Here is a 25,180-nt window from a genome sequence, read left to right as displayed (position 1 = left end):
TACCGGGGAGCCCCGGGCGTCACGTCTCGCGCAGCGGCCGGTACTCCTCCTCCGTCACCCCGAAGGTCCAGGCCACCCCGGCACGCGCCGTGCGGATGCGCGGCGGCACCCGCAGCCAGTAGGTCCGGCTGCTGCCATCGGGCTCGGGCGTCGAATTGACCACCTCCACCATCACCACCGGCTCGTCGCCCGGCAGTTGGATCCGCCAGAGCACCCCGGTCCCGTCCCGGTGCAGCGGCTCGGCGCCGGTCTCGGCCAGGTAGCGGTCATAGCCGTAGTGCTCCAGCATCACGCGGCGCAGCTCGGCGTTCTCCTCGGCCTGGATCCGGGCGAGGGTCAGCCCGCCGAGCCCGGCCAGGAAGTCGGCGGGCACCGGCATGCCCCGCCAGACGTGCAGGGCGAAGCCGTCCGGATAGGCGAGCGCGGGGCCGTCCGCGCGGTCCAGCCGCCCGGCCTCGTCGCGGTGCAGCTCGCTGGGGCGCTCGGTGAGCAGCACCACCTGGGCGTAGGGCCACCACCAGCCGGCGGCCCGGGCCACCCCAGCCAGCGCGGACAGGGCGCCGTCACGCTCGCCGTCGAGCTGGCCGGCCGCCTCCTGGGCGGCCAGCCAGGCCGCGTCGTGCTGGCCGAGGACCGCGTCGAGCAGCGCGAGCCGGACGGCCGCCACGGCCGCCGGGACCCGCTCGCGCAGCAGCTCGGCGGCGTCGTGCTCCCCCGCCGCGCGCAGCGCCTCGTCCTCGGCCTCCTGCGCGCTGGATCCGTCCAGCAGGTCGGCCACCGCGCCCTTGATCCGTGCGGTCAACGCCTGCTTCTGCGGCCAGAGTTCAGCACCGGTCAGCGACCAGAGCGAGGCCCAGCCCGGACCGCCGAGCCGCTCGTGCGTCCGGGCCCGGCCGCGCTCCCACGGCCGGGTGCGCACCGCCTCCCGCACGCTCTCCCCCGCGCCGCCCGCTTCGGGAGGCACGCCGGCCGCCGCGAGCCGCGCCGCGACCGGGGCGAGAAGAGCCTCGGCCCGGTCCTCGCCCAGCCGGGCCTGCACCGCCGCGCTGCCGCCGGTGAGCAGCAGGGCGGCCGCGGTGGCCTGGAGCGGCGAGTCGAACCACAGCAGGGCCCGCGGGGCGGCCAGGCCCGCCGCCCGGTAGGCGGCCAGCACCCCCCGCTCGGCCGCCGCCCGGTCGGCCGGCCCGGTGCGGGCGGCCACCTCGCGCCAGCCGGCCGTCAGCACGGCCGGATCGGTCTCGGCAGTGCGCTGCTGAACCGTCGTCATCGCTCTTCTCCCTGGTCGGTCTCCGGCCGGTCGCCGGATCGGTGCCTGGCCATTCGCCGGACCGGTCTCCGGCCGGTCACCGGGTCGGCCGCCGGACCCGCGTCCGGCCGGTCATTGGTCGCCGGTCGCCGGTCGCTCTGGTCGGGCTGCCGCGGTGTCAGTCCGCCACCACGCGGACGGCCCCCGGCGCGTACTCGCGCTGGCGCACCACCCGGTACCAGCCCCTGGGCAGGGCGATCGCCGCGTGCTCCTCGTGCACCACCCGGCCGCCCTCGGGCAGGTGCAGCCACGCGGCCCCGAACGCCCCCGGGTCGCGCAGCAGCTCGCCCGGGCCGACCACCGCGTGCGCGTGGCCGGTCACCTCGCCGAGCGCGAGCACCAGCCGGCCGCGCGCGTCCCGCTGCTGCTTCGTCAGCCCCGCCCGGCCGGCCCGCTCCACCTGCTCCACCAGCCCGGCTTCGGCCGATGCCGCGCTCGGGTCCACCGGCACGAGCAGCACATCACCCTGTCGGTACATGTCACGCCTCCCCGGCCGGCCGTACGGACGCCACTCGCCCGCCGTCGCACCGACCGCACCGACGCTACGGCGGGGGTCCGACAACCGGGCTGTCCTGGGCTGCTGATAGGAATGCCCTCGATCACGACGACGGACGCGCAGGGCCCTGTCCGGCACCCCACCGTCGCCCTGGTACCTCAACCACCCGACAGGAGAAGTGCCTTGTCCACGATCAGCGGCCACCTCACCGCCTTCCACGGCCTGCCCGTCTTCGACCACACCGCGACCCTGTCCGAGGAGTCCGAGGCGGCCGAGCTGCCCGCCGCCGCGGACGCGGCCTGGAAGATCGGGCTCGACTACGACTCCGAGCTGTCCTTCGAGGAGGCCTGGCAGGCCTTCCTGGACAGCGTCGACACCACCGGGGTGCGGGCCGTCGTGATCGGCAACTGGTGGGGCGACGACTACGACCCGCTCACCCGCCCGCTCGCCGCCATCGTGGCCGCCGCCGGTCAACTGCCCGCGCTCCAGGCGCTGTTCATCGGCGACGTGGTCGGCGAGGAGTGCGAGCTGTCCTGGCTGCAGATGACCGACATCACGCCCGTGCTGGAGTCCTTCGCGCAGCTGGAGGAGCTGGTGGTGCGCGGCGCCTCGGCCGGCTACGGCCCCTCGGACCCGCCGCTGTCGCTGCGCCCACTGCGGCACGAACGACTGCGCGCGCTGCGCTTCGAGGCCGGCGGCCTGCCCGGCTCGGTGGTCCGCTCCGTGACCGCCTGCGAGTTCCCCGCCCTGGAGCGGCTCGAACTCTGGCTCGGCGTCGAAGAGTACGGCGGCGACGCGACCATCACCGACCTCGCACCGCTGCTGGCCGGCGCCGGGCTACCCGCGCTGCGCCATCTCGGCCTGGAGAACAGCGAGTTGCAGGACGAGATCGCCGCCGCCGTGGCCGGCGCACCGGTGGTCGCCCAACTCGACGGGCTGAGCCTGGCGATGGGCACGCTCACCGACGAAGGTGCCACCGCCCTGCTCGAGGGCCAGCCGCTCACCCACCTGAGCACCCTCGACCTGCACCACCACTTCCTGACGGACGCGATGGTCGAGCGGCTGCGCACCGAGCTGGAGCCGGCCGGGGTGACCGTCGACCTCTCCGAGCAGGAGACGCCGGACGAGTACAACGGCGAGACCTGGCGCTACACCGCCAACGCCGAGTAACGGAAGCGACCATGGCACCCCCGCACCTGACCGTCCTGGGCGTCCCCGGCCACCGGCGCGTCGAGTTGTTCCGCACCGCCGCCCTGGCCACCGGCCTGCCCGAGCCCGCCGTGCTGCCCTGGGCGGACGTGCTGCGCGGCGAGTTCCGGATCACCCCAGGCACGCTGCTGCGCATCGACTCGCCCGGCGAGGACGAGGCCGTCGACCGGCTGCTGCGCGGCCCGGCGCTCGGCCCCGGCTTCGCCGCCACCCGGGTGGAGGGCACCGCGGCCTGGTACCGGGGGTTCACCGCCGCACTGGAGCGGGTGGCACTGGCCGTCCGACAGACGCCCGGCGCCGCCCTGCTGGGCGATCCGGACGAGATCGCCACGATGTTCGACAAGCGCCGCACGCACCGGCTGCTGGAAGCGCACGGGGTGCCGGTCCCCGCCGCGCTGGACCAGTCGGCGGGCCCCCTGCAGGGCTGGGCGGACCTCAAGGAGCGGCTGGCGGCGGCCGGGCTGCGCCGGGTGTTCGTCAAACCCGCGCACGCCTCCTCGGCCTCCGGGGTGCTCGCCCTGGAGTTCGGCCCGCGCGGGCGGTTGCAGGCCACCACCTCCGTGCAGCTCGCCGACGGCGAGTTGCACAACTCGCTGCGGGTGCGCCGCTACACCGCCGAGCGGGAGATCTCCGCCGTCGTCGACCTGCTGGCCCCCGACGGGCTGCAGGTCGAGCGGTGGATCCCCAAGGCGACCCAGCGGGGCCGGGCGGCGGACCTGCGGGTGGTGGTGGTCGCCGGGCGGGCCACCCACGCCGTGGTCCGCACCAGCGGCAGTCCGATGACCAACCTCCACCTCGGCGGCGCCCGCGGCGACCTGCCGGAGGCCCGCGCGGCGGCCGGCCGCCGCTGGCCGGAGCTGCTGGCGGTCTGCGAGCGCGCCGCCGCCTGCTTCCCGCACGCCCCCATGGTCGGTGTCGACCTGCTGCCCGCCACCGGCTGGCAGCGCCACTTCGTCGGCGAGGTCAACGCCTTCGGCGACCTGCTGCCGCGGCTGACCGGCCTGGCCGAGGGACCCGCCGCGGGGCTCGACACCTACGGCGCCCAGGTCGCCGCGCTGCTCGCCCGCTGACCCCCTGCCTGTCCTCCCCTTCCATCGAACGCCCCGGCCCCGGAGCTCCCCATGCACCATCAGATACCCGACATGAACGCCGTCCTGCCCGGTCATGACCTGCTCCTGGTCACCCTGGACACCCTGCGCTTCGACGTGGCGCAGGAGTTGGCCGCCGCGGGCCGGATCCCCAATCTCGCCGCCGTGCTGCCCGGTGGCCGGTGGGAACAGCGACACTCCCCCGGCAGCTTCACCTACGCGTCCCACCAGGCCATCCTGGCCGGCTTCCTGCCCACCCCGGCGTCGCCCGACGGCCCGCATCCGCGCCTGTTCGCCGCCCGGTTCGCCGGCTCGGAGACCACCGAGTCGCGCACCTGGGTCTTCGACGCGCCCGACCTGCCCGCCGCACTGGCCGGGGCCGGCTACCGCACGGTCTGCATCGGCGGGGTCGGCTTCTTCAACCGGCAGGGGCCGCTCGGCTCGGTGCTGCCGAACCTGTTCCAGGAGGCCTACTGGGAGCCGGAGTTCGGCGTTCCGTCGGCCACCTCCTTCGAGGCCCAGGTCGCCTGCGCCGAGCGGGTCTGCGCCGAACAGCCCTCCGGGCAGCCGCTCTTCCTCTTCCTCAACGTCTCGGCCCTGCACCAGCCCAACTGGTTCCACCTGCCCGGCGCCACCCGCGAGCACGGCGACAGCCGGGCCAGCCACGCGGCTGCGCTGGAGTACGTCGACCGGCACATCGGGCGGCTGTTCGCGGCGATGAGCCGGCAGCGGCCGTGCTTCGCGATCGTCTGCTCCGACCACGGCACCGCCTACGGCGAGGACGGCTACACCGGCCACCGGATCGGCCACGAGGTGGTCTGGACCGTCCCCTACGCGCACTTCACCCTCCCCGCCGCCCAGGAGGCCACAGCCCGATGACCACACCGCTCACCCTCCTCCCGCCAAGTACTCCTGACGTTCCGTCAGCCGATTCCCCCTACCAGTCCTACGTCTACGCCTACCCGCACAAGACCGCCTACCGGAAGCTGGACCCGCGCCCGGCGCTGCGCGAGCTCTGGGCCGGCGAACCGCAGCACGCGCTCTCGCTCTACCTGCACATCCCGTTCTGCGAGGTGCGCTGCGGCTTCTGCAACCTGTTCACCCGGATCGGCAGCCCGGACGGCCTGACCACCGCCTACCTGGACGCGCTGGACCGGCAGGCCGCCACCGTGCGCGAAGCACTGGACGCCGACGCGAACTTCGCACTGGCCGCCTTCGGCGGCGGCACGCCCACCTATCTCACCGCTGCCGAGCTGGAGCGCCTCTTCGACCTCACCGAGCGGCGGATGGGCGTGGACCTGCGCGCGGTGCCGCTCTCGGTCGAGGCCTCGCCGGACACCGCGACCGCCGACCGCCTCGACGTGCTGGCCGCGCGCGGCACCACCCGGCTCAGCCTGGGCGTGCAGTCGTTCCTGGACGAGGAGGCGAAGTCCGCCGTCCGCCCGCAGAAGCGGGCCGCCGTGGAGGCGGCACTGGAGCGGATCCGCGCGGCGGGCTTCCCGGTGCTGAACATCGACCTGATCTACGGCATCGACGGTCAGACGACGGCCAGTTGGCTGCGCTCGCTGGATGCCGCGCTGGCCTGGCAGCCGGAGGAGCTCTACCTCTACCCCCTCTACGTGCGCCCGCTGACCGGCCTGGGACGGCGCGCCGCCGAGGCCGCCACCTCGGCCGGCTGGGACGCCCAGCGGCTCGCGCTCTACCGGGCCGGCCGCGACCATCTGCTCGCCTACGGCTACCAGCAGGTCTCGATGCGGATGTTCCGCCGACTGGACTCGCCCGACGCGGGCAGCAGCGAGTACAGCTGCCAGACCGACGGCATGGTGGGCCTGGGCTGCGGCGCCCGCTCCTACACCTCGAAGCTGCACTACTCCTTCGACTACGCGGTGGGGGCGAGCGAAGTCCGCGGCATCATCGACGACTTCGTGTCGACCACCGACTTCGCGCACGCCGAGGTAGGCCGGCCCATGACCCTCGCCGAGTCCCGGCGCCGCCATCTGATCCAGTCGCTGCTGCAGGCCCAGGGCATGGAGATCGCCGACTACCGGCGCCGGTTCGGCAGCACTCCGGCCGAGGATTTCGCCGCCGAGCTGGCCGCCCTGGACGGACACGGACACCTTGCCGACGTGCCGGGGTGGTTGCGGCTGACCCCCGAGGGCCTGGCACACTCCGACGCGATCGGCCCCGCGCTCTTCTCGGCCGAGGTGCGCGCCGACATGGCCTCGTACCAGGCGAAGTGATGGGCCGTCAGCCGATTGACCTCGGCCTGCCCCGGCGCCCCGGGGCCGTCGAGCCCCTGGACCTGACCATCCTCTACCGCGGCCCGCTCGCCTCCTGCGACTACGACTGCCCGTACTGCCCGTTCGCCAAGCGGCGCGACACCCCCGAGCAGCTGCGCGCCGACCGGGCGGCCCTGGCGCGCTTCGCCGGCTGGGCAGCCGCGGCCGGGCAGCAGGGCGACACCCTCGCCCTGCTCTTCACCCCCTGGGGCGAGGGCCTGGTGCGCTCCTGGTACCGCGACACGCTCGCCCGGCTGAGCCGGCTGCCGCACATCCGGCGGGTGGCCATCCAGACCAACCTGAGCTGCCGCACCGACTGGCTGGCCGAGGCCGACCTGGACACCCTGGCACTGTGGACCACCTACCACCCGGGGCAGGTCGACCACGACCGCTTCCTGACCAAGTGCCGGGAGCTGACCGCGCGCGGCGTGCGGTACAGCGTGGGCGTGGTCGGCGAGCCCGAACACCTCGCGGCGGCCCGGCGGTTGCGCACCGAGCTGCCGGGCGGGGTCTACCTGTGGATCAACGCCGCCGAGGGCCGCACCTACACCGACGCCGAGGCCGGGCAGTGGACGGAGCTGGACCCGCTGTTCGGCTACAGCCGCGAGCCGCACGCCAGCGCCGGCCTGCCCTGCCGCACCGGCGCCTCGGTGGTCTCGGTGGACGGTGACGGCACGGTGCGGCGCTGCCACTTCGTCCGCGAGGAGCTGGGCAACCTCTACGACGGCTCCTACCGCACCGCGCTGCGGCCCCGCCCCTGCCCGCTGGCGGTCTGCGACTGCCACATCGGCTATGTGCACCTGGAGTCGCTGCCGCTGTACGACGTCTTCGCGGGCGGCGTGCTGGAGCGGATCCCGGCCCGGGAGGAGCATGGTGAATAAGCGCTTGCTTAGCTCTGGACAAGCGGCCCGCGGCGGTGTTGGCTGAGCGGCGAGGAGCTACCCGCGAGTAAGGAGTGCGAGTGCGCGCGATCCAGATCACCGAGTTCGGCGGCCCGGAGGTCCTGCAGGTCGTCGACCTGCCGGATCCCGGGGCACAGCCGGGGCACCTGCTGCTCGACGTCTCGGCGGCCGGGGTGAACTACGCGGACACGCACGCCGTCGAGGACTCCTACCTGTCCCGGAGCACGCTGCCGATGGTGCCCGGCGCCGAGGTGGTGGGGCGCACCGCCGAGGGGCGGCGGGTGGTCGCGCTCGCCGACGGCGGCGGGTACGCGCAGCGGGCGCTGGTGGCGAAGGCGATGGCGCACGACGTGCCCGAGGAGGTCACCGACGGGCAGGCGCTGGCGCTGGTGGTGCAGGGACTCACCGCCTGGCACCTGCTGCGGACCAGTGCCCGGATCGCGCCGGGCGAGTCGGTGGTGGTGCACGCCGCCGCCGGCGGCACCGGGTCGCTGGCCGTCCAGCTCGCCAAGGAGTTCGGTGCGGGGCGGGTGATCGCCACCGCCTCGTCCAAGGAGAAGCGGGAGCTGGCGCTGGAGTTGGGCGCCGACGTGGCGATCGAGGCCCCCTCCGACGGAGCGAGCCTCAAGGAGGCGCTGATCGAGGCGAACGGCGGCGCCAAGGTCGACATCGTCCTCGAAATGACCGGCGGCCCGGTCTTCGACGCCTCGCTCGCCGCGCTCGCCCCGTTCGGCCGACTGGTCAGCTACGGCATGGCCTCGCGGGTGGCGCCCACCCCGGTGACGGCGGCGGCGCTGATGGGCCGCTCCCGGGCGGTGGTCGGCTTCTGGCTGATGCACTGTGTCGGGCGCCCCGGCATGTTCCGCGAGCCGATGGCCGAGCTGTTCGCGATGACCGCCGACGGCCGCCTCAAGCCGCAGGTCGGCGGCGTCTACCCGCTGACCGAGGCAGCCCGCGCCCACACCGACCTGCGGGCCCGCCGCACGTTCGGCAAGCTCCTGCTGGACCCGAGCCGCTAGCCGCCGGCCGCTGCCGTTTCACGGCCCCCGCCCTACTGCCCCCCGCCTCACGGCCCGCCGTCGGCCGCGTACTCGTCGAGGCGGCGGGCCAGGGCGCGGACCAGATCGCGCAGGGCGGCGGGGTGTTCGACGACGAACGGGCGGTCCAGGGCGGCGAGCAGCGGTGGGATCCAGTCCAGCCGCTCGGCCCGCAGCCGGACCCGGACCCAACCGGCGTCCCCATCACTGCCACCGTCCCCGTCACCGCCGCCATCAGCGAGCGGCGTCACGGTGGCGAGGCCGGCCGGCAGCCGGGTGCGCAGGTGGGCGAGGTCGGCGCGGACCCGCAGCGACACCTCGTGGGTCCAGGGCGTCCGTGCGAGGCCCTCCAGCACGGTGGCCACCGGGTCGAACCCGGCCGGGACGACGAACGCACCCGGCTGCACGGTCAGAGCGGTGATCCGGTCCAGCCGGAAGGTGCGCACCTCGCCGCTCACCGAGTCGGCGCCGGTCAGGTACCACCGTCCGGCGTGCGCGACCAAGCCGTACGGCCGGACCGTGCGGTCACCGGCCCGCCCCTGCCGATCGGTGTAGCCGATCGCCACCGGCCGCTGATCGCGTGCCGCCTCGGCCAGTTCGAGCAGCACCCGCGCCTCGGGAGCGGTGCGGGTGTCCGGCCGCGCCGTGAAGTCGACCGTCTCCAGCAGCGCGTCCAGCCGCCGCGCCAGGGGCTTGGGCAGGACCCGGCGCAGCTTCGCCGCGGCGCTCTCGCCCGCCGCGGCGGACCCGACCGACGACCCCCGGCCGCCGGCCAGCAGCCCGAGCAGCACGGCCAGCGCCTCCTCGTCGGTGAGCATCAGCGGGGGCATCCGGTAGCCGGCGGCGAGCCGGTAGCCCCCGTGCCGACCGCGCACCGAGTCGACGGGCACGCCGAGGTCCAGCAGGTGGCCGACGTAGCGGCGCACGGTGCGTTCGTCCACGCCCAGGCGCGCGGCCAGGTCGGGGACGGTGCGCAGGCCGCCGCCCTGCAGGATCTCCAGCAGGGCGAGCACCCGGGCGGTCGAGGTGGTCACTCGGGAAAGTCTGCCGCAGATACCGGGCGGATCCTGTCCGGTATTGCTCCTAGCGTGGGGAAGGCGCCGACATCCGGCGTGCGTCCCGCGACAGGAAGCCCGTCATGAACTTCGTCTCGATCCGCATCATCACCCACGACGTCGCCCGCCTGGTCGGGTTCTACGAGCAGGTCACCGCCGTCCCGGCGCGCTGGTCGACCCCCGACTTCGCGGAACTCGTCACGCCGGCCTGCACCCTGGCGATCGCGAGCAACCGCACGGTGGCCCTGTTCGGCGCCGGCTCCGCCGAGCCCGCCGCCAACCGCACGGTGATCACCGAGTTCCGCGTCGCCGACGTCGACGCGCAGTACGAACGCCTGGTGCGCCTGGACTGCGCGTTCGTCCAGCAGCCGACCACGATGCCCTGGGGCAACCGTTCGCTGCTCTTCCGGGACCCCGACGGGAACCTGATCAACTTCTTCACGCCCGTCACCGCCGAGGCCGTGCAGCGCCAGGAGCGACCGGAGCGATAGGGCGCCCGGTGGCTCCGTCAGTCGGACGTGCCACCGGTGTCGGGGACCGGGTCGGGGACCGGGTCGGGGACGGTCTCCAGGACCGCCTCGACATCGACCTCGACGTCGACCAGGTTGCTCACCACCACCCCGCCCCGGTCCACCACGTCGTTCCAACTCACGCCGAAGTCCTGGCGGTTGATCCGGGTGGTGGCCGCGAATCCGGCGCGCCGCCGGGGGCCGAGGTCGCGCCCGTCCTCCCACCACGGGGTGTCCCACTGCCCCAGGTAGGCCACGTCGAAGGTGACCGGACGCGTCACCCCGCGGATGGTGAGCTCGCCCGTGACCTCGAACCCGCTCGCGCTCACCTGGTGGACCCGCGAGCCGACGAAGGTCCAGGTCGGGAAGTGCTCGACGTCGAAGAAGTCGGCGCTGCGCAGATGCGCATCCCGCTCGGGCGCGCCGGTGTACACCTGGGTGGCGTCGATCGTCGCCTCGATCCGCGCCTGCTCCGGATCGTCCGGGTCGACCTCCAGGAAACCCCGTACGTTCTTCAGCTGGCCGCGTACGTAGGTGACCATCATGTGTCTGGCGCGGAACTCCGCACCGGTGTGGCTGGGCTCGAAGAACCAGGTCGTGGTGGCCATGGCAGCTCCCTGAACAGCGGTGCCGGTGTCCCCCTCAGCCAGCCTAGGACGAAGCCGGCGCGCGGTCGTCCGCACGGGCCGTCGCCCACCCGGCAGAGTCCGTGAAACGGGCCGTGGCCGCCCGCCGGACTGGCAGCACCGCCACGGCCGGGCCAGGCTGGTGGGGACAGGCCGCAGAGCCGAGGAGGCAGCCATGACCGGCGCATCGATCCCGGGAATCGACCCCACCGCCGTGCCCAGCGGCGACGGCTGCGCGGAGTGCCTGGCCGGTGGCGGCTGGTGGTTCCACCTGCGGCGGTGCGCGGCCTGCGGCCACATCGGCTGCTGCGACTCCTCGCCCGCCCAGCACGCGACGAAGCACGCGCGCCAGGCCGGCCACCCGTTCCTGGCCAGCTTCGAACCCGGGGAGGAGTGGTTCTGGAACCTGGAGACCAACGAGTACTACGAGGGCCCGGCACTCGCCTCCCCCACCGCCCACCCGGCCACCCAGCCGACCCCGGGCCCGGCCGGCAAGGTCCCCGCCAACTGGCAGGAACTCCTGCACTAGAGCTGCACCAGAGCATCACCGGCGCACTGCGCACGGGTGACGGACTTCGGCCCTCACACCACCAGCGGCCGGTCCGCCGGCGTGATCGGCGCCGGCAGGGCGGTGGCACCGGTCAGGTAGCGGTCCACGGCGGCTGCCGCCGCGCGGCCCTCGGCGATCGCCCAGACGATCAGCGACTGTCCGCGCCCCGCGTCACCGGCCACGAAGACGCCGTCCACCTGGGTGGCGAACCCGTGGTCCCGGGCGAAGGTCCCCTCGGGGGTGAGGTCCAGCGCCAGTTCGCCGAGCAGCGGGCTGTCCGGCTCCGGGCCGCAGAAGCCGAGCGCGATCAGCACCAGGTCGGCCGGGATCGCCTGGTGGGTGCCGGGGCGCGGCCGGCGGTCGGCCGGTTCGGCCTCGGCCAGGTGCAGTGCGGCGACGTGGCCCTGCGGGTCGCCCGACAGGCGCAGCGTGGCGGCGGAGAAGATCCGCGCATCCGCCCCCGCCACCGGCGAGGCTCCGGGCGCGTCGGCCACCGGTGCGTCCCAGGCCTGCCGGGAGCCGTCGCGGGAGCTGTCACGAGGACCGTCGGAGCCGTCGCAGCCGCAGGTCAGGGCCTGGGCCTCCTCGTGCGAGGCGGTCAGCCGGTAGGTCTTGGGGTGGACGGGCCAGGGCTGCTCGGCGGTGCGCCGCTCGCCCGGGCGCGGGTTGATGTCGAGCTGGGTGACCCCGGCGGCGCCCTGGCGCAGCGCGGTGCCCAGGCAGTCGGCGGCGGTGTCGCCGCCGCCGACGATCACGACCCGCTTGTCCCGGGCGCTGATCGCGGGGGCGGCGAAGTCGCCCTCCAACACCCGGTTGGCCAGCGGCAGATACTCCATCGCCTGGTGGACGCCGCGCAACTCGCGCCCAGGCACCGCCAGTTCGCGCCAGCAGGTAGCACCGACCGCGACCACCAGAGCGTCGTGGCGGGCCCGCAGCTCGGCGGCCGAGAGGTCGGCGCCGACCGTGACGCCGGGGTGGAACTCGGTTCCCTCCAGGCACATTTGGTGCAGCCGCCGGTCCAGCAGTCGCTTCTCCAGCCGGAAGCCGGGGATGCCGTAGCGCAGCAGTCCGCCGATCCGGTCGGCCCGCTCGTACACCGCCACCCGGTGTCCGGCCCGGGTCAGCTGCTGGGCGCAGGCGAGGCCGGCCGGCCCGGAGCCGACGATCGCCACACTGCGGCCGGAGGGCCCGGGCGGGGCCAGCGGTCGCTCGCAACCCAGCTGCCAGGCCTGCTCGGCGATGGCGGCCTCGATGCTCTTGATGGTGACCGGCTCGGAGTCGATGGCCAGCACGCAGGCGCTCTCGCAGGGCGCCGGACACAGGCGCCCGGTGAACTCCGGGAAGTTGTTGGTCGCGAGCAGCCGTTCCGCCGCGGCCTGCCAGTTGTCGCGGTAGACCAGGTCGTTCCAGTCCGGAATGAGGTTGCCCAGCGGGCAGGCGTCGTGACAGAAGGGGATGCCGCAGTCCATGCAGCGTCCGGCCTGGCGGCCGACGAGCGGCAGCAGGCGCTGACCCGCGTAGACCTCGTTGACCTCGTTCCAGTCGGCGACCCGCTCGGCGGCCGAACGACGGGGCCAGGTCTGGCGCGGGGTGGTCAGGAAGCCCTTCGGATCGGCCATCGGCCGCCTCCGTCACATCCGCCGCATCGGTCGCGCCCGGCATCGGCGCGCGCCCTCGTCTGGCCACTTTATGCCCGTTTCGCCGGATGTAAAAGCGACAGCAGAACCGCGTGCACCCCCGTCCAGCGGCGCGCTGCACGCGCTGCAGGCGCTTGACGAACGCGGGTGGCGCGATGGCCTTCTCCTCCGCTCTACGCTCCGCCTCGCACGACCGTGGGCCCGCCGGTGCGACAGCACCGACGGGCCCACCACGTCGTGTCAGCCGACGCGCAGGGTCAGCGCCGCTGTGTGCAATTTGCCCGGCGGTCCCGATCGGTGCTCGCCGCGAGGATACCCCTGCGGGGTTCCGGTATCCCGTCGGGCAAACGCGCGCCGTCGCCGAGGCCTGCCGACGACGGAGCCCGCCGTCAGCGAGCCGCGTGCGCGGGCCGGGCCGCGGTCAGCACCGGCGCCAGCGCCCCGTCACGCAGCCGCCCCACCAGCGGAACGGCGACGCGCCCCAGGAACCAGCTCGCCAGGAAGGCCACCGGCAGGGCGAGCAGGGCCGCGCCGATGACATCGTGCGGGTAGTGGTCGCCGAGGTAGACCCGGGTGAAGCCCTCGAAGAAGGCGAAGCCGGTGGCGATCGCCGCGAGCCGCCGGTCGAGCAGCCACAGGGCCGCGACGGTGGCGAAGGCGGTGGTGCTGTGGCCGCTGGGGAAGGCGTAGTCGGTGCGCACCGGGCAGGAGTCGACGAAGTAGGCGTGCGGCAGCGAGTAGCACGGCCGCACCTCGGCGACCAGCTTCTTGGCCACCTCGGCCACCGCGAAGGCGAAGCCGACCGCGATCGGCGCGGCCAGGGCGAGGGTCATGGTGCGGTCGTCCCGGCGGCGGGCGTTCCACCAGCCCAGCAGCATCAGGACGGCGAACACTGCCAGGCCCGCGTTGGTCCACAGGTCGAGCGGGGTGTTGAGCCACTTGGTGTCGCGCGCGAAGCCGGTGACGGAGGTGAACAGCGAGCCGTCGATACCGGAGCCGTCGAAGGCGAGGTGGGCCGCGGGGTGGACTGTCGTCAAGGTGGGGCTCTCTCCGGGTCGGTGCGGCGCGCCGTCGGATTCGCCGAGCCCGCTGGCCTGGCAGACTCGGCAGCGAGCCTCCTTCTACACTGCCGTAGAAGTACTACAGGACTGTAGACACTATACGAGAAGGTGACCACCGGGTGAACTCCAGGCAAGCGGCGGGGGCTTCGGGCGAGCGAAGACCGGTGGGCGCCCTGGAGGCCGAGGTCCTGGCCCAGCTCCAGTCGGCCGGTGCGCCGCTCACCGCGGGCGAGGTCCTGACCCGCCTCGGCAGCGCCCTGGCGTACTCCACCGTGGTCACCGTGCTGACCAGGATGCGCGACAAGGGGCTGCTCACCCGCACCAAGCAGGGCCGCGCCTACGCCTACGCCCCCGTCACCGACACCCACGGCCTCACCGCCCGCCGGATGCGCCGGGCCATGGAGTCCGACCCCGACCGCAAGGCCGTGCTCAGCCGCTTCGTCGACGACCTGTCACCGGACGACGAGGCACTGCTGCGCCGGCTCCTCGGCGTCGAAGAGCCGCCCGGGCAATGAGCCCGGCGCCCGGCCCCGCGCGCTGATCCGACACGAACCGCCGGCCAGGGCCTACCGTGGTCCGGTGCCGGCCGGACGCGCTCTCTGACGTGCCGACGTTCCGACGTGCACCGACGTGCTGACGTACCGAGGAGAGGGCCGCCCATGGAGTTCCTGGTCGACATGGTCACCACCGTCCCCGCGGGGACGTCCGAGGAGACGGTGACCCGGATCCGGGCCGAGGAGTCCGCCCGGTCAGAAGAACTCGCCGCCCAGGGCAGCCTGTTGCGGCTGTGGCGGCCACCGCTCGCCCCCGGCGAGTGGCGCACCTGGGGCCTGTTCAGCGCGCCGGACGAGGAGCGGCTGGAGGAGCTGCTCGCCTCGATGCCGCTGCGGGTGTGGCGCCAGGACACCGTGACGCCGCTCTCCCCGCACCCGAGCGACCCGGCCGCCTCCTACGGGAGCCCCCGATGACCACCACCCCCGCCGCCGAGGCGGTCCTGCGCGGCGTGCTCGACCGCTGGAAGGCAGCCGTCGACGCGCACGAACCGCACCAGGTCGCCGCCCTCTTCACCCCGGACGCGGTCTTCCAGGGCCTGCACCCCTACAGCGTCGGTCCACAGGGCGTCGCCGAGTACTACGCCTCCCAGCCCCTGGGCATGACGGCCGCCTACCGGATCCTGGAGACCAGGCAGCTCACCGAGGACCTCGTACTCGGCTACCTGAGCGTCGACTTCGCCTTCACCGACCGCCCCACCCTGGGCATCTGGCTCAGCGTGCTGGCCCAGCGCGCCGAGGACGGCACCTGGCGCCTGGCCCACTACCAGGTCTCCCGGCTCGACTGAGCCACCCGGCCGCGCCTTCCGGCGCATCACCCCAGCTGCTCCCGCAGGCCGTCCAGGGCCGCGAGCAGGGCGGGCCAGGCGGGGGTGTGCGGGTCGATCAGGGTGAAGTGGCCGGCGCCGGGCAGCTCGACCAGGGTCGGTGCCGGGCCGGCCGCCCGGGCGCGCTCGGCGAAGATCCGGCTCAGCTCGACCGGGACCCGCTCGTCGGCGGCGCCGTGGAGCAGGGTGGTCGGGACGGTGAGCGGGAGCAGCCGCGCGGGGTCGGCGAGGGCGTAGCGGCCGGGCAGTTCGGCCGCCCGGCCGCCCATCATCGCGGTGGTGGCGTCCTCGCCCAGCTTCCATGCGTCGCACTCGGTCAGGCAGGAGCAGGCGGCCAGTGCCAGGACGGCGTCCGGGGTGCGGTCGGTGTGCCACGGGGAATCGGCGGGCAGGTGCGGGCGGGCGGCGGTCCACAGCGCGAAGTGGCCGCCGGCCGAGTGGCCGACCAGGACGACGGGCAGGCCCGCCCACTCCGGCTGCGCCGGCTCGCCCGCGCCGGTGGCCAGCAGGTCGATGGCGGCGGCGATGTCGTCGAAGATCTCCGGGAACCCGGCGCGCCGGTACTCGGGCACCGCCACCAGGTACCCGGCTGCGGCCAGCGCGGCGGCCAGCGGGGCCGCGTGGGCGCGGTCGATCGCGGGGCGCCAGAAGCCGCCGTGCAGCAGCACCAGCAGGGCGCGGGGCCGGCCGGGCGGGCGGCGCAGGTCGATCACCTGGTCGGGATGCGGGCCGTAGCAGAGGGTCCGGTCGGGCTGCGGCGCGTCGTCGCCGGTCGGCAGCGCGGCGAGCACGGTGGGGTCGACGGACATCGGGTCACCTCCGGGTCGATCACACGGTATCCGGTCGGGCCCGGCCCGAACAGGGGCCGGTCGGAGCGCCCGCCAACCGGTCAGCTGCCGCCCAGCACGCCGGCCCGCAGTGCCGCGAGCAGGCGCAGCACGTCCTCCTCGCCGGCCGCGGTGAAGGTGTGCACGGCGTCCACCACCGCGCGGGCCACGTCGCCCGAGGCGCTGTCGGGGGCGGTGGCGGCCCAGCTCTTGAGCGTCCGGCCGAGCGCCGCGCACATCCGCACGGTCACGTCGGCCTCCTTGCGCTCCATCGCGGCGTCGAACTCCGCCTCGTCCATCCCGCCGTGGATGCCGCAGGCCAGCGAGAGCATGGAATCGAGGACCAGGTCGCCGTAGTCGGCGACCAGGACCGGCAGCCGCGTCTCGCCCGGCCCGCACTCCGCCAGCGCCTCCAGGGCGCGGCTGTCCTGCCGCCAGGCGGCCTCCAGGGCGGCCAACGCACGCAGCGTATCGTCCGGTGTCACCCCGTCACCGTACCGCTCCCACGCCGCCCACCGTGCCGCCCACAGATGTTCCTAAGAGCAGCTCTTATGACCAGTCAGCATCCTTTCTCCGCATGACAACCACGATCCCCCGCCGACCGGCCACCCGCACCCGACGCCGGGCGGCGCTGGCGGCGCTCGCCCTGGTGAGCGCCTGCACCCTGACCGGCACCACCTGGTCCACCGCCTACGGCGCGAGTGCCCGGCCCACGGGCGCGGCACACGGCGACGCCGCGATCCGCCTGCACGGCACCCTGCTGGAGATCCCGGTCAACGGCGGTCTCGCGCAGTTGCGGACCGACACGCTCGCGCTGACCGCGCGCGGCCGTGACGGGCGCACCCTGACGCTCTCGGCCCCCGCGGCGCAGCCGCTGGGGCAGCCCGGCCGGGTCACCGTACGGGGCGGCAGCGCGAGTTGGACGCTGCCGGAGCACGGCCTGAGCGTCACCGCCGCCGCGGTGCGCGGCCGGCTGCAGGTGACCGTCCACAACGAGCGGGACGGCGCCACCCTGCCCTGGCCGGTCACCGGCACCGATCCGGCCGCCACCCAGCTGCAGTTGCCGAGCGGCGAGGGGCTGGGCCTGCCGGTCGGCGACCCGTTCTGGAACTCCACCGACACCGGGGTGGCCGGAAAGAGCTACGACCTCGAAGCCGACCTCAGCATGCCGCTGTGGGGCTACACGCTGGGCGGCCAGGGCGTCAGCTACCTGGTCCCGCAGCCGATCGGCACCTCGCTCGGCCTCGCCTCGCAGGACGGCCGGCTGCGCGGCACCGCCGTGCACACCTTCTCCCGGCGCGCGGGCACCCAGGACTACACCGTCACCTTCGCCCTCACCAACCCCTCCCCCGTCGCCCCCGCGCAGGACTACCGCCGCTGGCTGGACGAGCACGGCCAACTGGTCACCCTGCAGAGCAAGATCGCCGCCAACCCGGAGGTCGGCAAGCTGCTCGGCGCCTTCCACGCCTACACCTGGGGCAGCGCCCGCACCGCGCAGGGCGTGCAGCAGATGCAGGCGCTGGGCCTGTCCCGGCTCTGGCTCGGCTACGACGCCGACGACCAGCCGATGGACGCCGCCGCGGTGGCCGCTGCCAAGCAGGCGGGCTATCTGGTCGGCCCCTACGACTCGTTCGCCAACGGGCAGGACCCGAGCACCGCCGACGCGCCCACCTCCGTCTGGCCGACCCCGGTCTACCCGGACTACTGCGTGCACCAGCAGGACGGCTCGGTGCTCGCGGGCTTCCACGACCGCGGCTGCTACCTCAGCTCGCAGGCCTTCGCGCAGCACGGTGACGTCCTCGCCCAGCGCACCGCGCAGATGACCGCCAACGGGTCGAACAGCTACTTCCTGGACGTCGATGCGGCGGGCGAGCTGTACGACGACTACAGCGCCGACCACCCGATGAACCAGCAGCAGGACGAGGCCAACCGGATCGCCCGGATGCGCCAACTGTCCGGCCCGGACAAGCTGGTGCTCGGCTCGGAGGCCGCGCACAGCTGGGCGAGCCCGGTCATCGCCTTCAGCCACGGCTCGCTGACCCCGCCGGCGGACGGGCTGTGGCCGCTGGAGAAGAACAAGGACGTCTGGGGCGGCTACGCACCGGCCGGCGGGCCGGGCATCTTCTTCAAGCCGGCCGACCTGCCGGCCGACCTGGCCAAGGAGATGTTCGACCCCGCCTACCGGATCCCGCTGCTGGAGACCGCGCTGCACGACGTCCAGGTCAACCTGGACCGCTGGGAGCTGTCCTACACCAAGCTCCCCGCCCTGGAGACCACCCGGGCGCTCCAGGCGGTCCTGCAGAACACCCCGCTCAACCTGGTCCTCAACGGCCCGACGCTGAACACCGACGGCAAGCAACTGGCCGCACTGCAGCAGTACTTCGCACCACTGCACGAAGCCGCCGGAACGCAGCCGATGACCGGCTTCCGCTACCTGAGCGCCGACCACCAGGTGCAGCAGACCGCCTTCGGCGACGGCGTGCTCCAGGTCACCGCCAACTTCGGTACCAGCGCGTACGGTTCGGGCGCGGACGCGCTGCCGGGCGGCTGCGTGGACGCCAAGCTCAAGGGCGACCGGCAGCCGCGCCGGCTCTGCCCGACCACGCTGCCGCAGGCACCGCTGAAGTAGCGCGGCGCCGGGACGGACGGCGGCGGACGGACGGCGGCGGCCCGAGGGGCCCCCGCGGCAGCGGACTCCGGCGGCACGGGCTCAGCGCACGTCCAGCCGGTACCCCACCCCGTGCACGGTGTGCACCAGGCGCGGCTCGCCCCCCGCCTCCAGCTTGCGGCGCAGGTAACCGATGTACACCGCCAGCGAGTTGGAGGCGGGGCCGAAGTCGGTGCCCCAGACCCGCTCCATGATCGTCTCCCGGGCGAGCACCTGCCCGGGGTGGCGCAGCAACAGCTCCAGCAGGGCGAACTCGGTGCGCGAGAAGGACAGCGGGCGCCCGCGGCGGCTGCCGGTGCGGGCGACGGGGTCCACCGTCAGGTCCTCGAAGCCCCCGCCGTCCCGGCCGTGCCGCCCCTCGCGCTCCCCTGCGTCGGGCGCGGTGCGGCGCAGCACCGCGCGCAGCCGGGCGGTGAGTTCGTCCAGTGCGAACGGCTTGACCAGGTAGTCGTCGGCCCCCGCGTCCAGCCCGTCCACCCGGTCGCTGACCGAGTCCCGCGCGGTGAGCACGATGATCGGCAGCTGGTCCCCGAGCCCGCGCAGCCGGCGGCAGACCGCCAGCCCGTCCAGTACCGGCATCATCACGTCCAGCACCAGCGCGTCCGGCTGCCAGGCGGCGACCTCGGTCAGCGCGGTCAGCCCGTCGGCGGCGCCGCGCACCTGGTAGCCCTCGACCGCGAGGCCGGTCTCCACCGCCTCGCGCACCTCGGGATCGTCGTCGACGACCAGCACCCGCAGCCCGCCACTCACACCGTCCACCCTCTCCACCCGGGAACGCGGCCACCGACCGGGCAACCAGCGGACAAGGACGCCGGAAGCAGCACCTCCGGTTCCATCGGCCGGCACTACACGACAGCCACCGTGCCCGAAAGGGAAGCGCCGTGCACGAAGTCAAAGTTGTACCGATGCTCACGTGGCCGCCCCCTGCCCGCCCCCTCCTGGTCCCCCGTCAACTGAAGGGTTTTAGTTGTCCAGCCAAGTCCGCTCAGAAATGGCAGATCCATGGGTTCCTCCGAGACCTCCCCCCAGCTCGGCCGTCGCAGGTTCCTCCAGCTCGGCGGCGCGGGTGCCGCCGCGGCCGGCCTGTCGATGTTCCCGCCGGCCATCGCCAAGGCGATGGCGCTGCCCGCCATCTCCCGCACCAGGTCCATCAAGGACGTCCAGCACGTGGTGATCCTGATGCAGGAGAACCGCTCCTTCGACCACTACTTCGGCACCCTGCGCGGCGTGCGCGGCTTCGCCGACCCGCGGCCGGCGCTGCTGCCCAACGGCAAGCCGGTCTTCCACCAGCCGGTCAGCACCATCAGGACCGCCCGCTACCAGGGCCGCAACCTGCCGGCGAGCGAGAGCGAGGTGCTGCCCTGGTACATCGACCCGCGCAGCACCACCGAGCACACCGCGGGCACCGACCACGGCTGGCCCAGCGGCCACCAGGCCTGGAACGAGGGGCGCTGGGACTCCTGGGTCACCCAGAAGCAGGACGTCCTGACGATGGGCCACCTCAAGCGGCAGGACCTGCTCTACCACTACGCGCTGGCCGAGGCGTTCACCATCGGCGACGCCTATCACTGCTCCGTGCACGCCGACACCGCGCCCAACCGGATCTACCTGTGGACCGGCACGATGGACCCGCGCAACGTCTACGGCAAGACCAAGCTCAACGGCCCGGCCACCGGCGAGCGGGACGACACCAACGGCTACACCTGGACCACCTACCCCGAGCTGCTGGAGCAGGCGGGCGTCAGCTGGAAGCTGTACCAGGGCGGCAGCGGGATCCCCGGCCAGCCCACGGACAACTTCACCGACAACTCGCTGATGTTCTTCCACAACTTCCAGCCCGCCGACGGCGCCGATCCCAACAGCCCGCTGGTCCAGAAGGGCGCCAGCGACCACACGCTGGTCGAGTTCGCCCAGGACGTGAAGAACGGCACGCTCCCCCAGGTGACCTGGATCGTCCCGCCGGCCCAGTACTCCGAGCACCCGTCCTCCTCGCCCACGGACGGCGCCTACTACATCAACCTGGTGATGGAGGCGCTGACCGCCGACCCGGAGGTGTGGGGCAGCACCGTGCTGCTGCTCGACTACGACGAGAACGACGGCCTCTTCGACCACGTGCTGCCCCCGGTGCCGCCGCTGCACAGCGCGCCCGGCGGCGAGGGCATGGTCTCCGAGAGCCTGGCGGCCAGTCTGCAGGACGAGTTCCTGGACATGACGAGCCGTCCGTGGACCAGCCCGGCCGGCACCGTGGGCCCCACCGGGCTGCAGCCCATCGGCCTCGGCCCGCGGGTGCCGATGATCGCCATCTCGCCCTGGTCGCGCGGTGGTTACGTCTGCTCGGAGACCTTCGACCACACCTCGGTGCTGCGCTTCCTGGAGCAGCGCTTCGGCATCGCCTCGCCGTACATCAGCGACTGGCGCCGGGCCGTCTGCGGCGACCTCACCTCGATGTTCGACTTCAAGGGCAAGGCCGACCCGACCCCGGTGCACTTCCAGGTGCCGGCGCCGATCGCGGGCCAGGGCAAGCCCTACAGCGTGGCGGTGCCGCAGACGATGCCCGCCCAGGAGCCCGGCACCCGCCCGGCCCGCCCGCTGGGCTACCGGGCGCTGGTCAACGAGGGCCCGCGGGAGAGCGGCAAGGTCCAGCTCAAGCTGCGCAACCACGGCAGGATCGGCGCCGCCTTCCAGGTCCAGGACCGGCAGCACCCCACCGCGGCGCCGCGGCGCTACACCGTCGCCGCGCACGACACGCTGCAGGACTTCTGGACGGTGTCCGCCGGCGAGCCCTACCAGCTGGCCGCCCACGGACCCAACGGCAGCCTCTTCGAGTTCCAGGGCCAGGGCGGCGAGGACCTGTCGGTGACGTTCTCGGAGAGCGGCCGGGACGAGGTCCGGGTGCGCATCCGCAACCACGGCAAGGACCGGCGCACGGTACGGGTGGCCAACTCCTACCAGCGCGACGGCAAGGCACAGGTCACCCGGGTGCTGAAGGCGCACGACACCCTGGAGTACAGCTGGCACACCGGCGGCCAGGGCAACTGGTACGACGTGCAGGTGAGCGCGGTGGACGGCGCGCTCTTCGAGCGCCGCTACGCCGGTCACCTGGAGAACGGTGACCACAGCACCAGCGACCCGGGGCCGGCAGCCGGCTGAGTCGGCGGGCCGAGCCGCCACACGGTGTGGGCCCCGATGCGGAGTCCTCTCTCCGGTTCTGCTAGCTTCCTTGAGCCTGCTTATCCGGAGTTGAATCTCCGCTTCCTACCCACCTGGGGCCCACACCTATGGCTCGGACTTCCACGGCGGCCACGGCTCAGACCAAGGCCCGCCCGCACTACAACGTCACCTTCGCCGTGCTGCTCCTCGGGGTCGCGGCCTACTCGCTGCTGCAGTCGCTGATCATCCCGGTGCTCGCGACCCTGATGCAGCACCTGCACACCAGCCAGGACACCGCCACCTGGCTGATGACCGGCTATCTGCTGTCGGCCTCCGTCGCCACGCCGATCCTGGGCAGGATCGGCGACAAGGCCGGCAAGGAGCGGATGCTCGTGGTCACGCTGGTGGCGCTGACCGCGGGCTCCGCGCTGGCCGGCCTGTCGAACTCGATCGGCCTGATGATCGTCGCCCGGGTCATCCAGGGCCTGGGCGGCGGCGTGCTGCCGCTGGCCTTCGGCATCATCCGCGACGAGTTCCCGGCTGCCCGGGTGCGCGGTGCGGTGGGCGTCACCGCCGCGCTCACCGCGGTGGGCGGCGGCCTGGGCCTGCTGCTGGCCGGTCCGATCGTCGACCACCTGGACTACCACTGGCTCTTCTGGTTCCCGATGATCATGACGGCCATCGCCACCGTCGCCACCCTGCTGTTCGTCCCCGAGTCCCCGGTGCGCACCCCCGGGCGGATCAGCTGGGGCGCGGCACTGCTGCTCTCCGTGTGGCTGGTCGCCCTGCTGCTCGCGGTCAGCGAGGGTCCGAGCTGGGGCTGGGGATCGGGCCGGATCCTCGGCCTGTTCGCCGCCGCCGTGGTCTTCGCCGCGCTCTGGATCGTGGTCGAGCTGCGCTCCGAGGCACCGCTGATCGACATGCGGATGATGCGGATACCCGCCGTCTGGACCGCGAACCTGGTCGCGCTGCTGTTCGGCGTCGTGATGTACACCGCGATGACCTTCCTGCCGCAGCTGGTGCAGACCCCCGCCAAGCTGGCCGGCTACGGCTTCAGCGCGAGCATCACCCAGTCGGGCGTCTACATGCTGCCGATGACCATCGGCATGTTCGTGCTCGGCGTGCTGACCGGGCCGCTGGCCGCGCGGTTCGGCTCCAAGCTGGTGCTGGTCGTCGGCGGCACGTTCACCATCCTGCCGTTCGCGCTGCTCTCGCTGGCCCATGACCGGGGCTGGCAGATCTACCTGGCCTCCAGCCTGATGGGCATCGGCATGGGGCTGGCCTTCTCCTCGATGTCCTCGATCGTGGTCGAGGCGGTGCCGCCGGCGCAGACCGGCGTGGCCAGCGGCATGAACGCCAACATCCGCACCATCGGTGGCGCGATCGGCAGCAGCGTGGCGGCCAGTATCCTGGCCTCCGGGGTGACCGCCACCCACCCGTTCCCCCCGGACTCGGGATACACCGGCACGTTCTGGTTCCTCACCGGGGCCGCGGTGCTCGCGGCGGTCGCCGCGCTGCTCATCCCGACCCGGCGCACGGGCACGGCGGACGCCGGGCCGGAGCTCCGGGCCGTACCGAACCAGGCACCCGGACCCGAGGAATCGACCGTCGCATGACCACCAGCCCCCCAGGCGGACCCGCCGCAGCCGGACCCGCACCGGCCGGCACCACACCGACCGGCGCCAAGGCGCTGCGCCGTGACGCGGCGCAGAACCGGGAGCGGCTGCTGCGGGCCGCCTGGGAGGTCTTCGCCGAACTCGGCCCCGACGCCGGGGTCGAGGAGATCGCCCGGCGGGCCGGGGTCGGCATGGGCACCCTCTACCGGCGCTTCCCCACCAAAGACGCGCTGATCACCGCGCTGAACGACGAGTTCCTCGACCACCTGCTCGACAGCACCCGCCAGGTGCTGGCCGAGGAACCGCCCGGCCAGGCCCTGGAGGCCGCGCTGTGGAACATGGGCCGGGCGATGGCCGCACACTGCGGCTGCCTCTCACGCCTGTGGCAGATCGCCCCGCCGGCCGCCGACACCCGCCGCACCGAGCTGTGGGCGGCGGCCGACGCGCTGCTGAAGCAGGCTCAGCAGGCCGGCACCGTCCGCACCGACCTGACCCTGACCGACGTCTACCTCTGCGTGCTGTCGATGCGCAGCCTGATCGAGGACACCGTCGGCCAGGCCCCCGACGCCTGGCGCCGCTACCTCGCCGTGCACCTGGCCGGCTTCCGCCCCGCCGACCAGGCGCTGCCGTACCGGCCCGCGGACGACTCTCTGGTCGCCACCGGTGTGCCGCTGCGCCCGGCGCGCCGCTGAGCCGGCGATCCGCTGAACCGATAGTCCGAACGGTCGCCTTCTGGCGCCACGGGTGGTCTGCCGAGCGCCGCGGGGGATGCTTCGCGCCGGTGACAACCCGTCGGAAGGATCTTCATGTCGGAGTACGTGTTCACAAGGCTGGCCCGGGCGGCGACGGTCTCGGCCCTCGCCCTGACGGCCAGCCTCGGCGCGAGCGGGGTGGCCGGCGCCGCCTCCCCCGAGGACCACCCCATCGAGGTGAGCATCGGCGCCTCGGGCCTGCAGGCGCCGGACAGCGCCAAGGGCGGCCTGGTCAGCTTCCGGGTCAAGACGGACGACCCGAACGGCCGGCAGCTCCAGCTGCTGCGCCCGCACGACGGCGTGACGCCCGAACAGGTCTACCAGGACCTCGCCAAGGCCGTCAGCTCCGCACCGCACACCGCGGCCCAGGGCATCCGGGCCGTGAACCAGGAGGCGGACCTGCTGGGCGGAGCGCTGGTCACCCCGCAGGTGCACGAGCAGTTCACCGAGGAGATCGCACCCGGCCCGGTCTACCTGCTCGACCTCACCGCGCTGCGCGACGACCCGGCGCACCCGGTCGCCAAGCTGCTGACCCTGGCCGGCACCAACGGGCAGAGCGCCAACCAGGCCCGCTTCGACGACGGCATCGTGATCGAGCACGATCAGCGCTTCCAGACCGAGGACGTCGACCACGCCCACCTGGCCTACCTGGTGCACGACGCGTCCGACCAGATCCACGAGATGGAGCTGCGGCCGATCGGCGCGGACACCACCGAGGAGCAGATCGGGCAGTACCTGCGGAACGTGCAGCTCGGCCGCCCGGCCCAGTCGCCGTTCACCGGGCCGGCCACCGGACTCGGCGCCCTGTCCAGCGACCACACCGCCTCGGTGCAGGCGCACGGCCTGCAGCCCGGGCGCTACGTGCTGCTCTGCATGGTGCCCGACGAGCGCACCGGCGTCCCGCACGCGGTGCTGGGGATGCACACGATCGTCACCCTGCAGTGACCTGACCTCCCGGCCAGCGGCCGAACTCCGCTGCCGCAGCGGATGACTGACTCTCTGTCAAGCCATTGGCGGAGTAAGGACATTGTCCC

Annotated in this window: 25 protein-coding genes; 16 read left to right on the top strand and 9 right to left on the bottom strand. The window is 73.6% G+C overall.

Annotation, left to right across the window (positions count from 1 at the left end; genetic code table 11):
* Positions 1-19: 19 nt before the first annotated feature.
* Complete coding sequence (locus OG500_RS34205; protein WP_329585947.1) at positions 20-1,267, bottom strand: DUF6745 domain-containing protein; 1,248 nt, start codon at positions 1,265-1,267, stop codon at positions 20-22.
* Positions 1,268-1,424: 157 nt separating this feature from the next.
* Positions 1,425-1,784 (bottom strand): hypothetical protein, encoded by a 360-nt coding sequence (locus OG500_RS34200; protein ID WP_329585945.1) that lies wholly within the window; start codon positions 1,782-1,784, stop codon positions 1,425-1,427.
* Positions 1,785-1,985: 201 nt separating this feature from the next.
* Between OG500_RS34200 and OG500_RS34195 the strand changes: the two genes are divergently transcribed.
* From OG500_RS34195 to OG500_RS34170, 6 genes are all read left to right on the top strand, one after another.
* Positions 1,986-2,972, top strand: coding sequence for an STM4015 family protein (locus OG500_RS34195; protein WP_329585942.1), 987 nt, complete (start codon positions 1,986-1,988; stop codon positions 2,970-2,972).
* Between the two features lie 11 nt (positions 2,973-2,983).
* Positions 2,984-4,081, top strand: a complete 1,098-nt coding sequence (locus OG500_RS34190; protein ID WP_329585939.1) for an STM4014 family protein — start codon at positions 2,984-2,986, stop codon at positions 4,079-4,081.
* Between the two features lie 51 nt (positions 4,082-4,132).
* Positions 4,133-4,978, top strand: a complete 846-nt coding sequence (locus OG500_RS34185) for an STM4013/SEN3800 family hydrolase (protein ID WP_442789282.1) — start codon at positions 4,133-4,135, stop codon at positions 4,976-4,978.
* Positions 4,975-6,339, top strand: a complete 1,365-nt coding sequence (locus OG500_RS34180; RefSeq protein WP_329585936.1) for an STM4012 family radical SAM protein — start codon at positions 4,975-4,977, stop codon at positions 6,337-6,339. Before OG500_RS34185 ends, OG500_RS34180 begins: the two co-directional genes overlap by 4 nt.
* A gap of 56 nt (positions 6,340-6,395) precedes the next feature.
* The gene (locus OG500_RS34175) at positions 6,396-7,259 is read left to right on the top strand and encodes an STM4011 family radical SAM protein (RefSeq protein ID WP_327071791.1); all 864 of its coding nucleotides are present in this window, start codon (positions 6,396-6,398) and stop codon (positions 7,257-7,259) included.
* Between the two features lie 80 nt (positions 7,260-7,339).
* A complete protein-coding gene (locus tag OG500_RS34170) occupies positions 7,340-8,299 on the top strand; it encodes a quinone oxidoreductase family protein (protein ID WP_329585934.1) in 960 nt (319 codons plus the stop codon).
* A gap of 47 nt (positions 8,300-8,346) precedes the next feature.
* Here OG500_RS34170 and OG500_RS34165 read toward each other — a convergent pair whose 3' ends face one another.
* A complete protein-coding gene (locus OG500_RS34165; RefSeq protein ID WP_329585931.1) occupies positions 8,347-9,351 on the bottom strand; it encodes a helix-turn-helix transcriptional regulator in 1,005 nt (334 codons plus the stop codon).
* Positions 9,352-9,455: 104 nt separating this feature from the next.
* Here OG500_RS34165 and OG500_RS34160 point away from each other — a divergent pair, with 104 nt between their 5' ends.
* On the top strand, positions 9,456-9,863 hold the full coding sequence (locus tag OG500_RS34160) for a VOC family protein (RefSeq protein WP_329585928.1): 408 nt from the start codon (positions 9,456-9,458) through the stop codon (positions 9,861-9,863).
* Positions 9,864-9,880: 17 nt separating this feature from the next.
* On the opposite strand, the gene OG500_RS34155 is transcribed toward OG500_RS34160, so the two are convergent.
* Positions 9,881-10,489 (bottom strand): YceI family protein, encoded by a 609-nt coding sequence (locus OG500_RS34155; RefSeq protein ID WP_329585925.1) that lies wholly within the window; start codon positions 10,487-10,489, stop codon positions 9,881-9,883.
* A gap of 193 nt (positions 10,490-10,682) precedes the next feature.
* On the opposite strand from OG500_RS34155, the gene OG500_RS34150 reads away from it, so the two are divergent.
* On the top strand, positions 10,683-11,036 hold the full coding sequence (locus OG500_RS34150) for a UBP-type zinc finger domain-containing protein (RefSeq protein WP_327070717.1): 354 nt from the start codon (positions 10,683-10,685) through the stop codon (positions 11,034-11,036).
* A gap of 53 nt (positions 11,037-11,089) precedes the next feature.
* Here the strand turns inward: OG500_RS34150 and OG500_RS34145 are convergent, their stop codons facing one another.
* Together OG500_RS34145 and OG500_RS34140 are read right to left on the bottom strand one after the other, a co-directional pair.
* The gene (locus OG500_RS34145; protein WP_329585921.1) at positions 11,090-12,676 is read right to left on the bottom strand and encodes a glutamate synthase subunit beta; all 1,587 of its coding nucleotides are present in this window, start codon (positions 12,674-12,676) and stop codon (positions 11,090-11,092) included.
* A gap of 407 nt (positions 12,677-13,083) precedes the next feature.
* The gene (locus OG500_RS34140; RefSeq protein WP_327070715.1) at positions 13,084-13,731 is read right to left on the bottom strand and encodes a phosphatase PAP2 family protein; all 648 of its coding nucleotides are present in this window, start codon (positions 13,729-13,731) and stop codon (positions 13,084-13,086) included.
* Positions 13,732-13,874: 143 nt separating this feature from the next.
* Between OG500_RS34140 and OG500_RS34135 the strand changes: the two genes are divergently transcribed.
* The 3 genes from OG500_RS34135 (at position 13,875) to OG500_RS34125 (ending at position 15,094) form a co-directional block, all read left to right on the top strand.
* Positions 13,875-14,270 carry a BlaI/MecI/CopY family transcriptional regulator gene (locus tag OG500_RS34135; protein WP_327070714.1) on the top strand — a complete coding sequence of 132 codons (396 nt, stop codon included), beginning with the start codon at positions 13,875-13,877 and terminating at the stop codon, positions 14,268-14,270.
* 144 nt (positions 14,271-14,414) lie between these two features.
* Entirely contained in the window at positions 14,415-14,723 is a 309-nt protein-coding gene (locus OG500_RS34130) for a muconolactone Delta-isomerase family protein (RefSeq protein ID WP_327070713.1), read from the top strand.
* Entirely contained in the window at positions 14,720-15,094 is a 375-nt protein-coding gene (locus OG500_RS34125; RefSeq protein WP_327070712.1) for a YybH family protein, read from the top strand. The genes OG500_RS34130 and OG500_RS34125 overlap by 4 nt, the downstream gene beginning before the upstream one ends.
* Before the next feature lie 26 nt (positions 15,095-15,120).
* On the opposite strand, the gene OG500_RS34120 is transcribed toward OG500_RS34125, so the two are convergent.
* Both OG500_RS34120 and OG500_RS34115 read right to left on the bottom strand, forming a co-directional pair.
* Positions 15,121-15,942 carry an alpha/beta hydrolase gene (locus OG500_RS34120; protein WP_329585916.1) on the bottom strand — a complete coding sequence of 274 codons (822 nt, stop codon included), beginning with the start codon at positions 15,940-15,942 and terminating at the stop codon, positions 15,121-15,123.
* Positions 15,943-16,022: 80 nt separating this feature from the next.
* On the bottom strand, positions 16,023-16,445 hold the full coding sequence (locus tag OG500_RS34115; RefSeq protein WP_327070710.1) for a hypothetical protein: 423 nt from the start codon (positions 16,443-16,445) through the stop codon (positions 16,023-16,025).
* A gap of 92 nt (positions 16,446-16,537) precedes the next feature.
* Here OG500_RS34115 and OG500_RS34110 point away from each other — a divergent pair, with 92 nt between their 5' ends.
* Entirely contained in the window at positions 16,538-18,589 is a 2,052-nt protein-coding gene (locus OG500_RS34110; protein WP_329585913.1) for a glycoside hydrolase, read from the top strand.
* Positions 18,590-18,670: 81 nt separating this feature from the next.
* Here OG500_RS34110 and OG500_RS34105 read toward each other — a convergent pair whose 3' ends face one another.
* Positions 18,671-19,387: a response regulator transcription factor gene (locus OG500_RS34105; RefSeq protein WP_442907099.1), complete on the bottom strand. Its 717-nt coding sequence runs from the start codon at positions 19,385-19,387 to the stop codon at positions 18,671-18,673.
* A gap of 243 nt (positions 19,388-19,630) precedes the next feature.
* Between OG500_RS34105 and OG500_RS34100 the strand changes: the two genes are divergently transcribed.
* The 4 genes from OG500_RS34100 (at position 19,631) to OG500_RS34085 (ending at position 25,091) form a co-directional block, all read left to right on the top strand.
* Entirely contained in the window at positions 19,631-21,778 is a 2,148-nt protein-coding gene (locus tag OG500_RS34100) for a phosphocholine-specific phospholipase C (protein WP_329585910.1), read from the top strand.
* A 128-nt stretch (positions 21,779-21,906) separates the two neighbouring features.
* The gene (locus tag OG500_RS34095; protein WP_327070707.1) at positions 21,907-23,394 is read left to right on the top strand and encodes an MFS transporter; all 1,488 of its coding nucleotides are present in this window, start codon (positions 21,907-21,909) and stop codon (positions 23,392-23,394) included.
* Positions 23,391-24,086, top strand: a complete 696-nt coding sequence (locus OG500_RS34090) for a TetR/AcrR family transcriptional regulator (protein ID WP_327070706.1) — start codon at positions 23,391-23,393, stop codon at positions 24,084-24,086. The genes OG500_RS34095 and OG500_RS34090 overlap by 4 nt, the downstream gene beginning before the upstream one ends.
* Before the next feature lie 114 nt (positions 24,087-24,200).
* Positions 24,201-25,091 (top strand): hypothetical protein, encoded by an 891-nt coding sequence (locus OG500_RS34085; RefSeq protein WP_327070705.1) that lies wholly within the window; start codon positions 24,201-24,203, stop codon positions 25,089-25,091.
* Positions 25,092-25,180: the final 89 nt, after the last annotated feature.

Source organism: Kitasatospora sp. NBC_01250, from assembly GCF_036226465.1.
Classification (GTDB): Bacteria; Actinomycetota; Actinomycetes; order Streptomycetales; family Streptomycetaceae; genus Kitasatospora.
This window is presented reverse-complemented; position numbering and strand designations above follow the sequence as displayed.

Bases quoted from the DNA above. Each gene is read 5' to 3' on its own strand.
- OG500_RS34205 (WP_329585947.1), bottom strand. From the start codon at position 1,267: ATGACGACGGTTCAGCAGCGCACTGCCGAGACCGATCCGGCCGTGCTG.
- OG500_RS34200 (WP_329585945.1), bottom strand. From the start codon at position 1,784: ATGTACCGACAGGGTGATGTGCTGCTCGTGCCGGTGGACCCGAGCGCG.
- OG500_RS34190 (WP_329585939.1), top strand. From the start codon at position 2,984: ATGGCACCCCCGCACCTGACCGTCCTGGGCGTCCCCGGCCACCGGCGC.
- OG500_RS34185 (WP_442789282.1), top strand. From the start codon at position 4,133: ATGCACCATCAGATACCCGACATGAACGCCGTCCTGCCCGGTCATGAC.
- OG500_RS34180 (WP_329585936.1), top strand. From the start codon at position 4,975: ATGACCACACCGCTCACCCTCCTCCCGCCAAGTACTCCTGACGTTCCG.
- OG500_RS34160 (WP_329585928.1), top strand. From the start codon at position 9,456: ATGAACTTCGTCTCGATCCGCATCATCACCCACGACGTCGCCCGCCTG.
- OG500_RS34155 (WP_329585925.1), bottom strand. From the start codon at position 10,489: ATGGCCACCACGACCTGGTTCTTCGAGCCCAGCCACACCGGTGCGGAG.
- OG500_RS34150 (WP_327070717.1), top strand. From the start codon at position 10,683: ATGACCGGCGCATCGATCCCGGGAATCGACCCCACCGCCGTGCCCAGC.
- OG500_RS34145 (WP_329585921.1), bottom strand. From the start codon at position 12,676: ATGGCCGATCCGAAGGGCTTCCTGACCACCCCGCGCCAGACCTGGCCC.
- OG500_RS34130 (WP_327070713.1), top strand. From the start codon at position 14,415: ATGGAGTTCCTGGTCGACATGGTCACCACCGTCCCCGCGGGGACGTCC.
- OG500_RS34125 (WP_327070712.1), top strand. From the start codon at position 14,720: ATGACCACCACCCCCGCCGCCGAGGCGGTCCTGCGCGGCGTGCTCGAC.
- OG500_RS34120 (WP_329585916.1), bottom strand. From the start codon at position 15,942: ATGTCCGTCGACCCCACCGTGCTCGCCGCGCTGCCGACCGGCGACGAC.
- OG500_RS34110 (WP_329585913.1), top strand. From the start codon at position 16,538: ATGACAACCACGATCCCCCGCCGACCGGCCACCCGCACCCGACGCCGG.
- OG500_RS34100 (WP_329585910.1), top strand. From the start codon at position 19,631: ATGGGTTCCTCCGAGACCTCCCCCCAGCTCGGCCGTCGCAGGTTCCTC.
- OG500_RS34095 (WP_327070707.1), top strand. From the start codon at position 21,907: ATGGCTCGGACTTCCACGGCGGCCACGGCTCAGACCAAGGCCCGCCCG.
- OG500_RS34090 (WP_327070706.1), top strand. From the start codon at position 23,391: ATGACCACCAGCCCCCCAGGCGGACCCGCCGCAGCCGGACCCGCACCG.
- OG500_RS34085 (WP_327070705.1), top strand. From the start codon at position 24,201: ATGTCGGAGTACGTGTTCACAAGGCTGGCCCGGGCGGCGACGGTCTCG.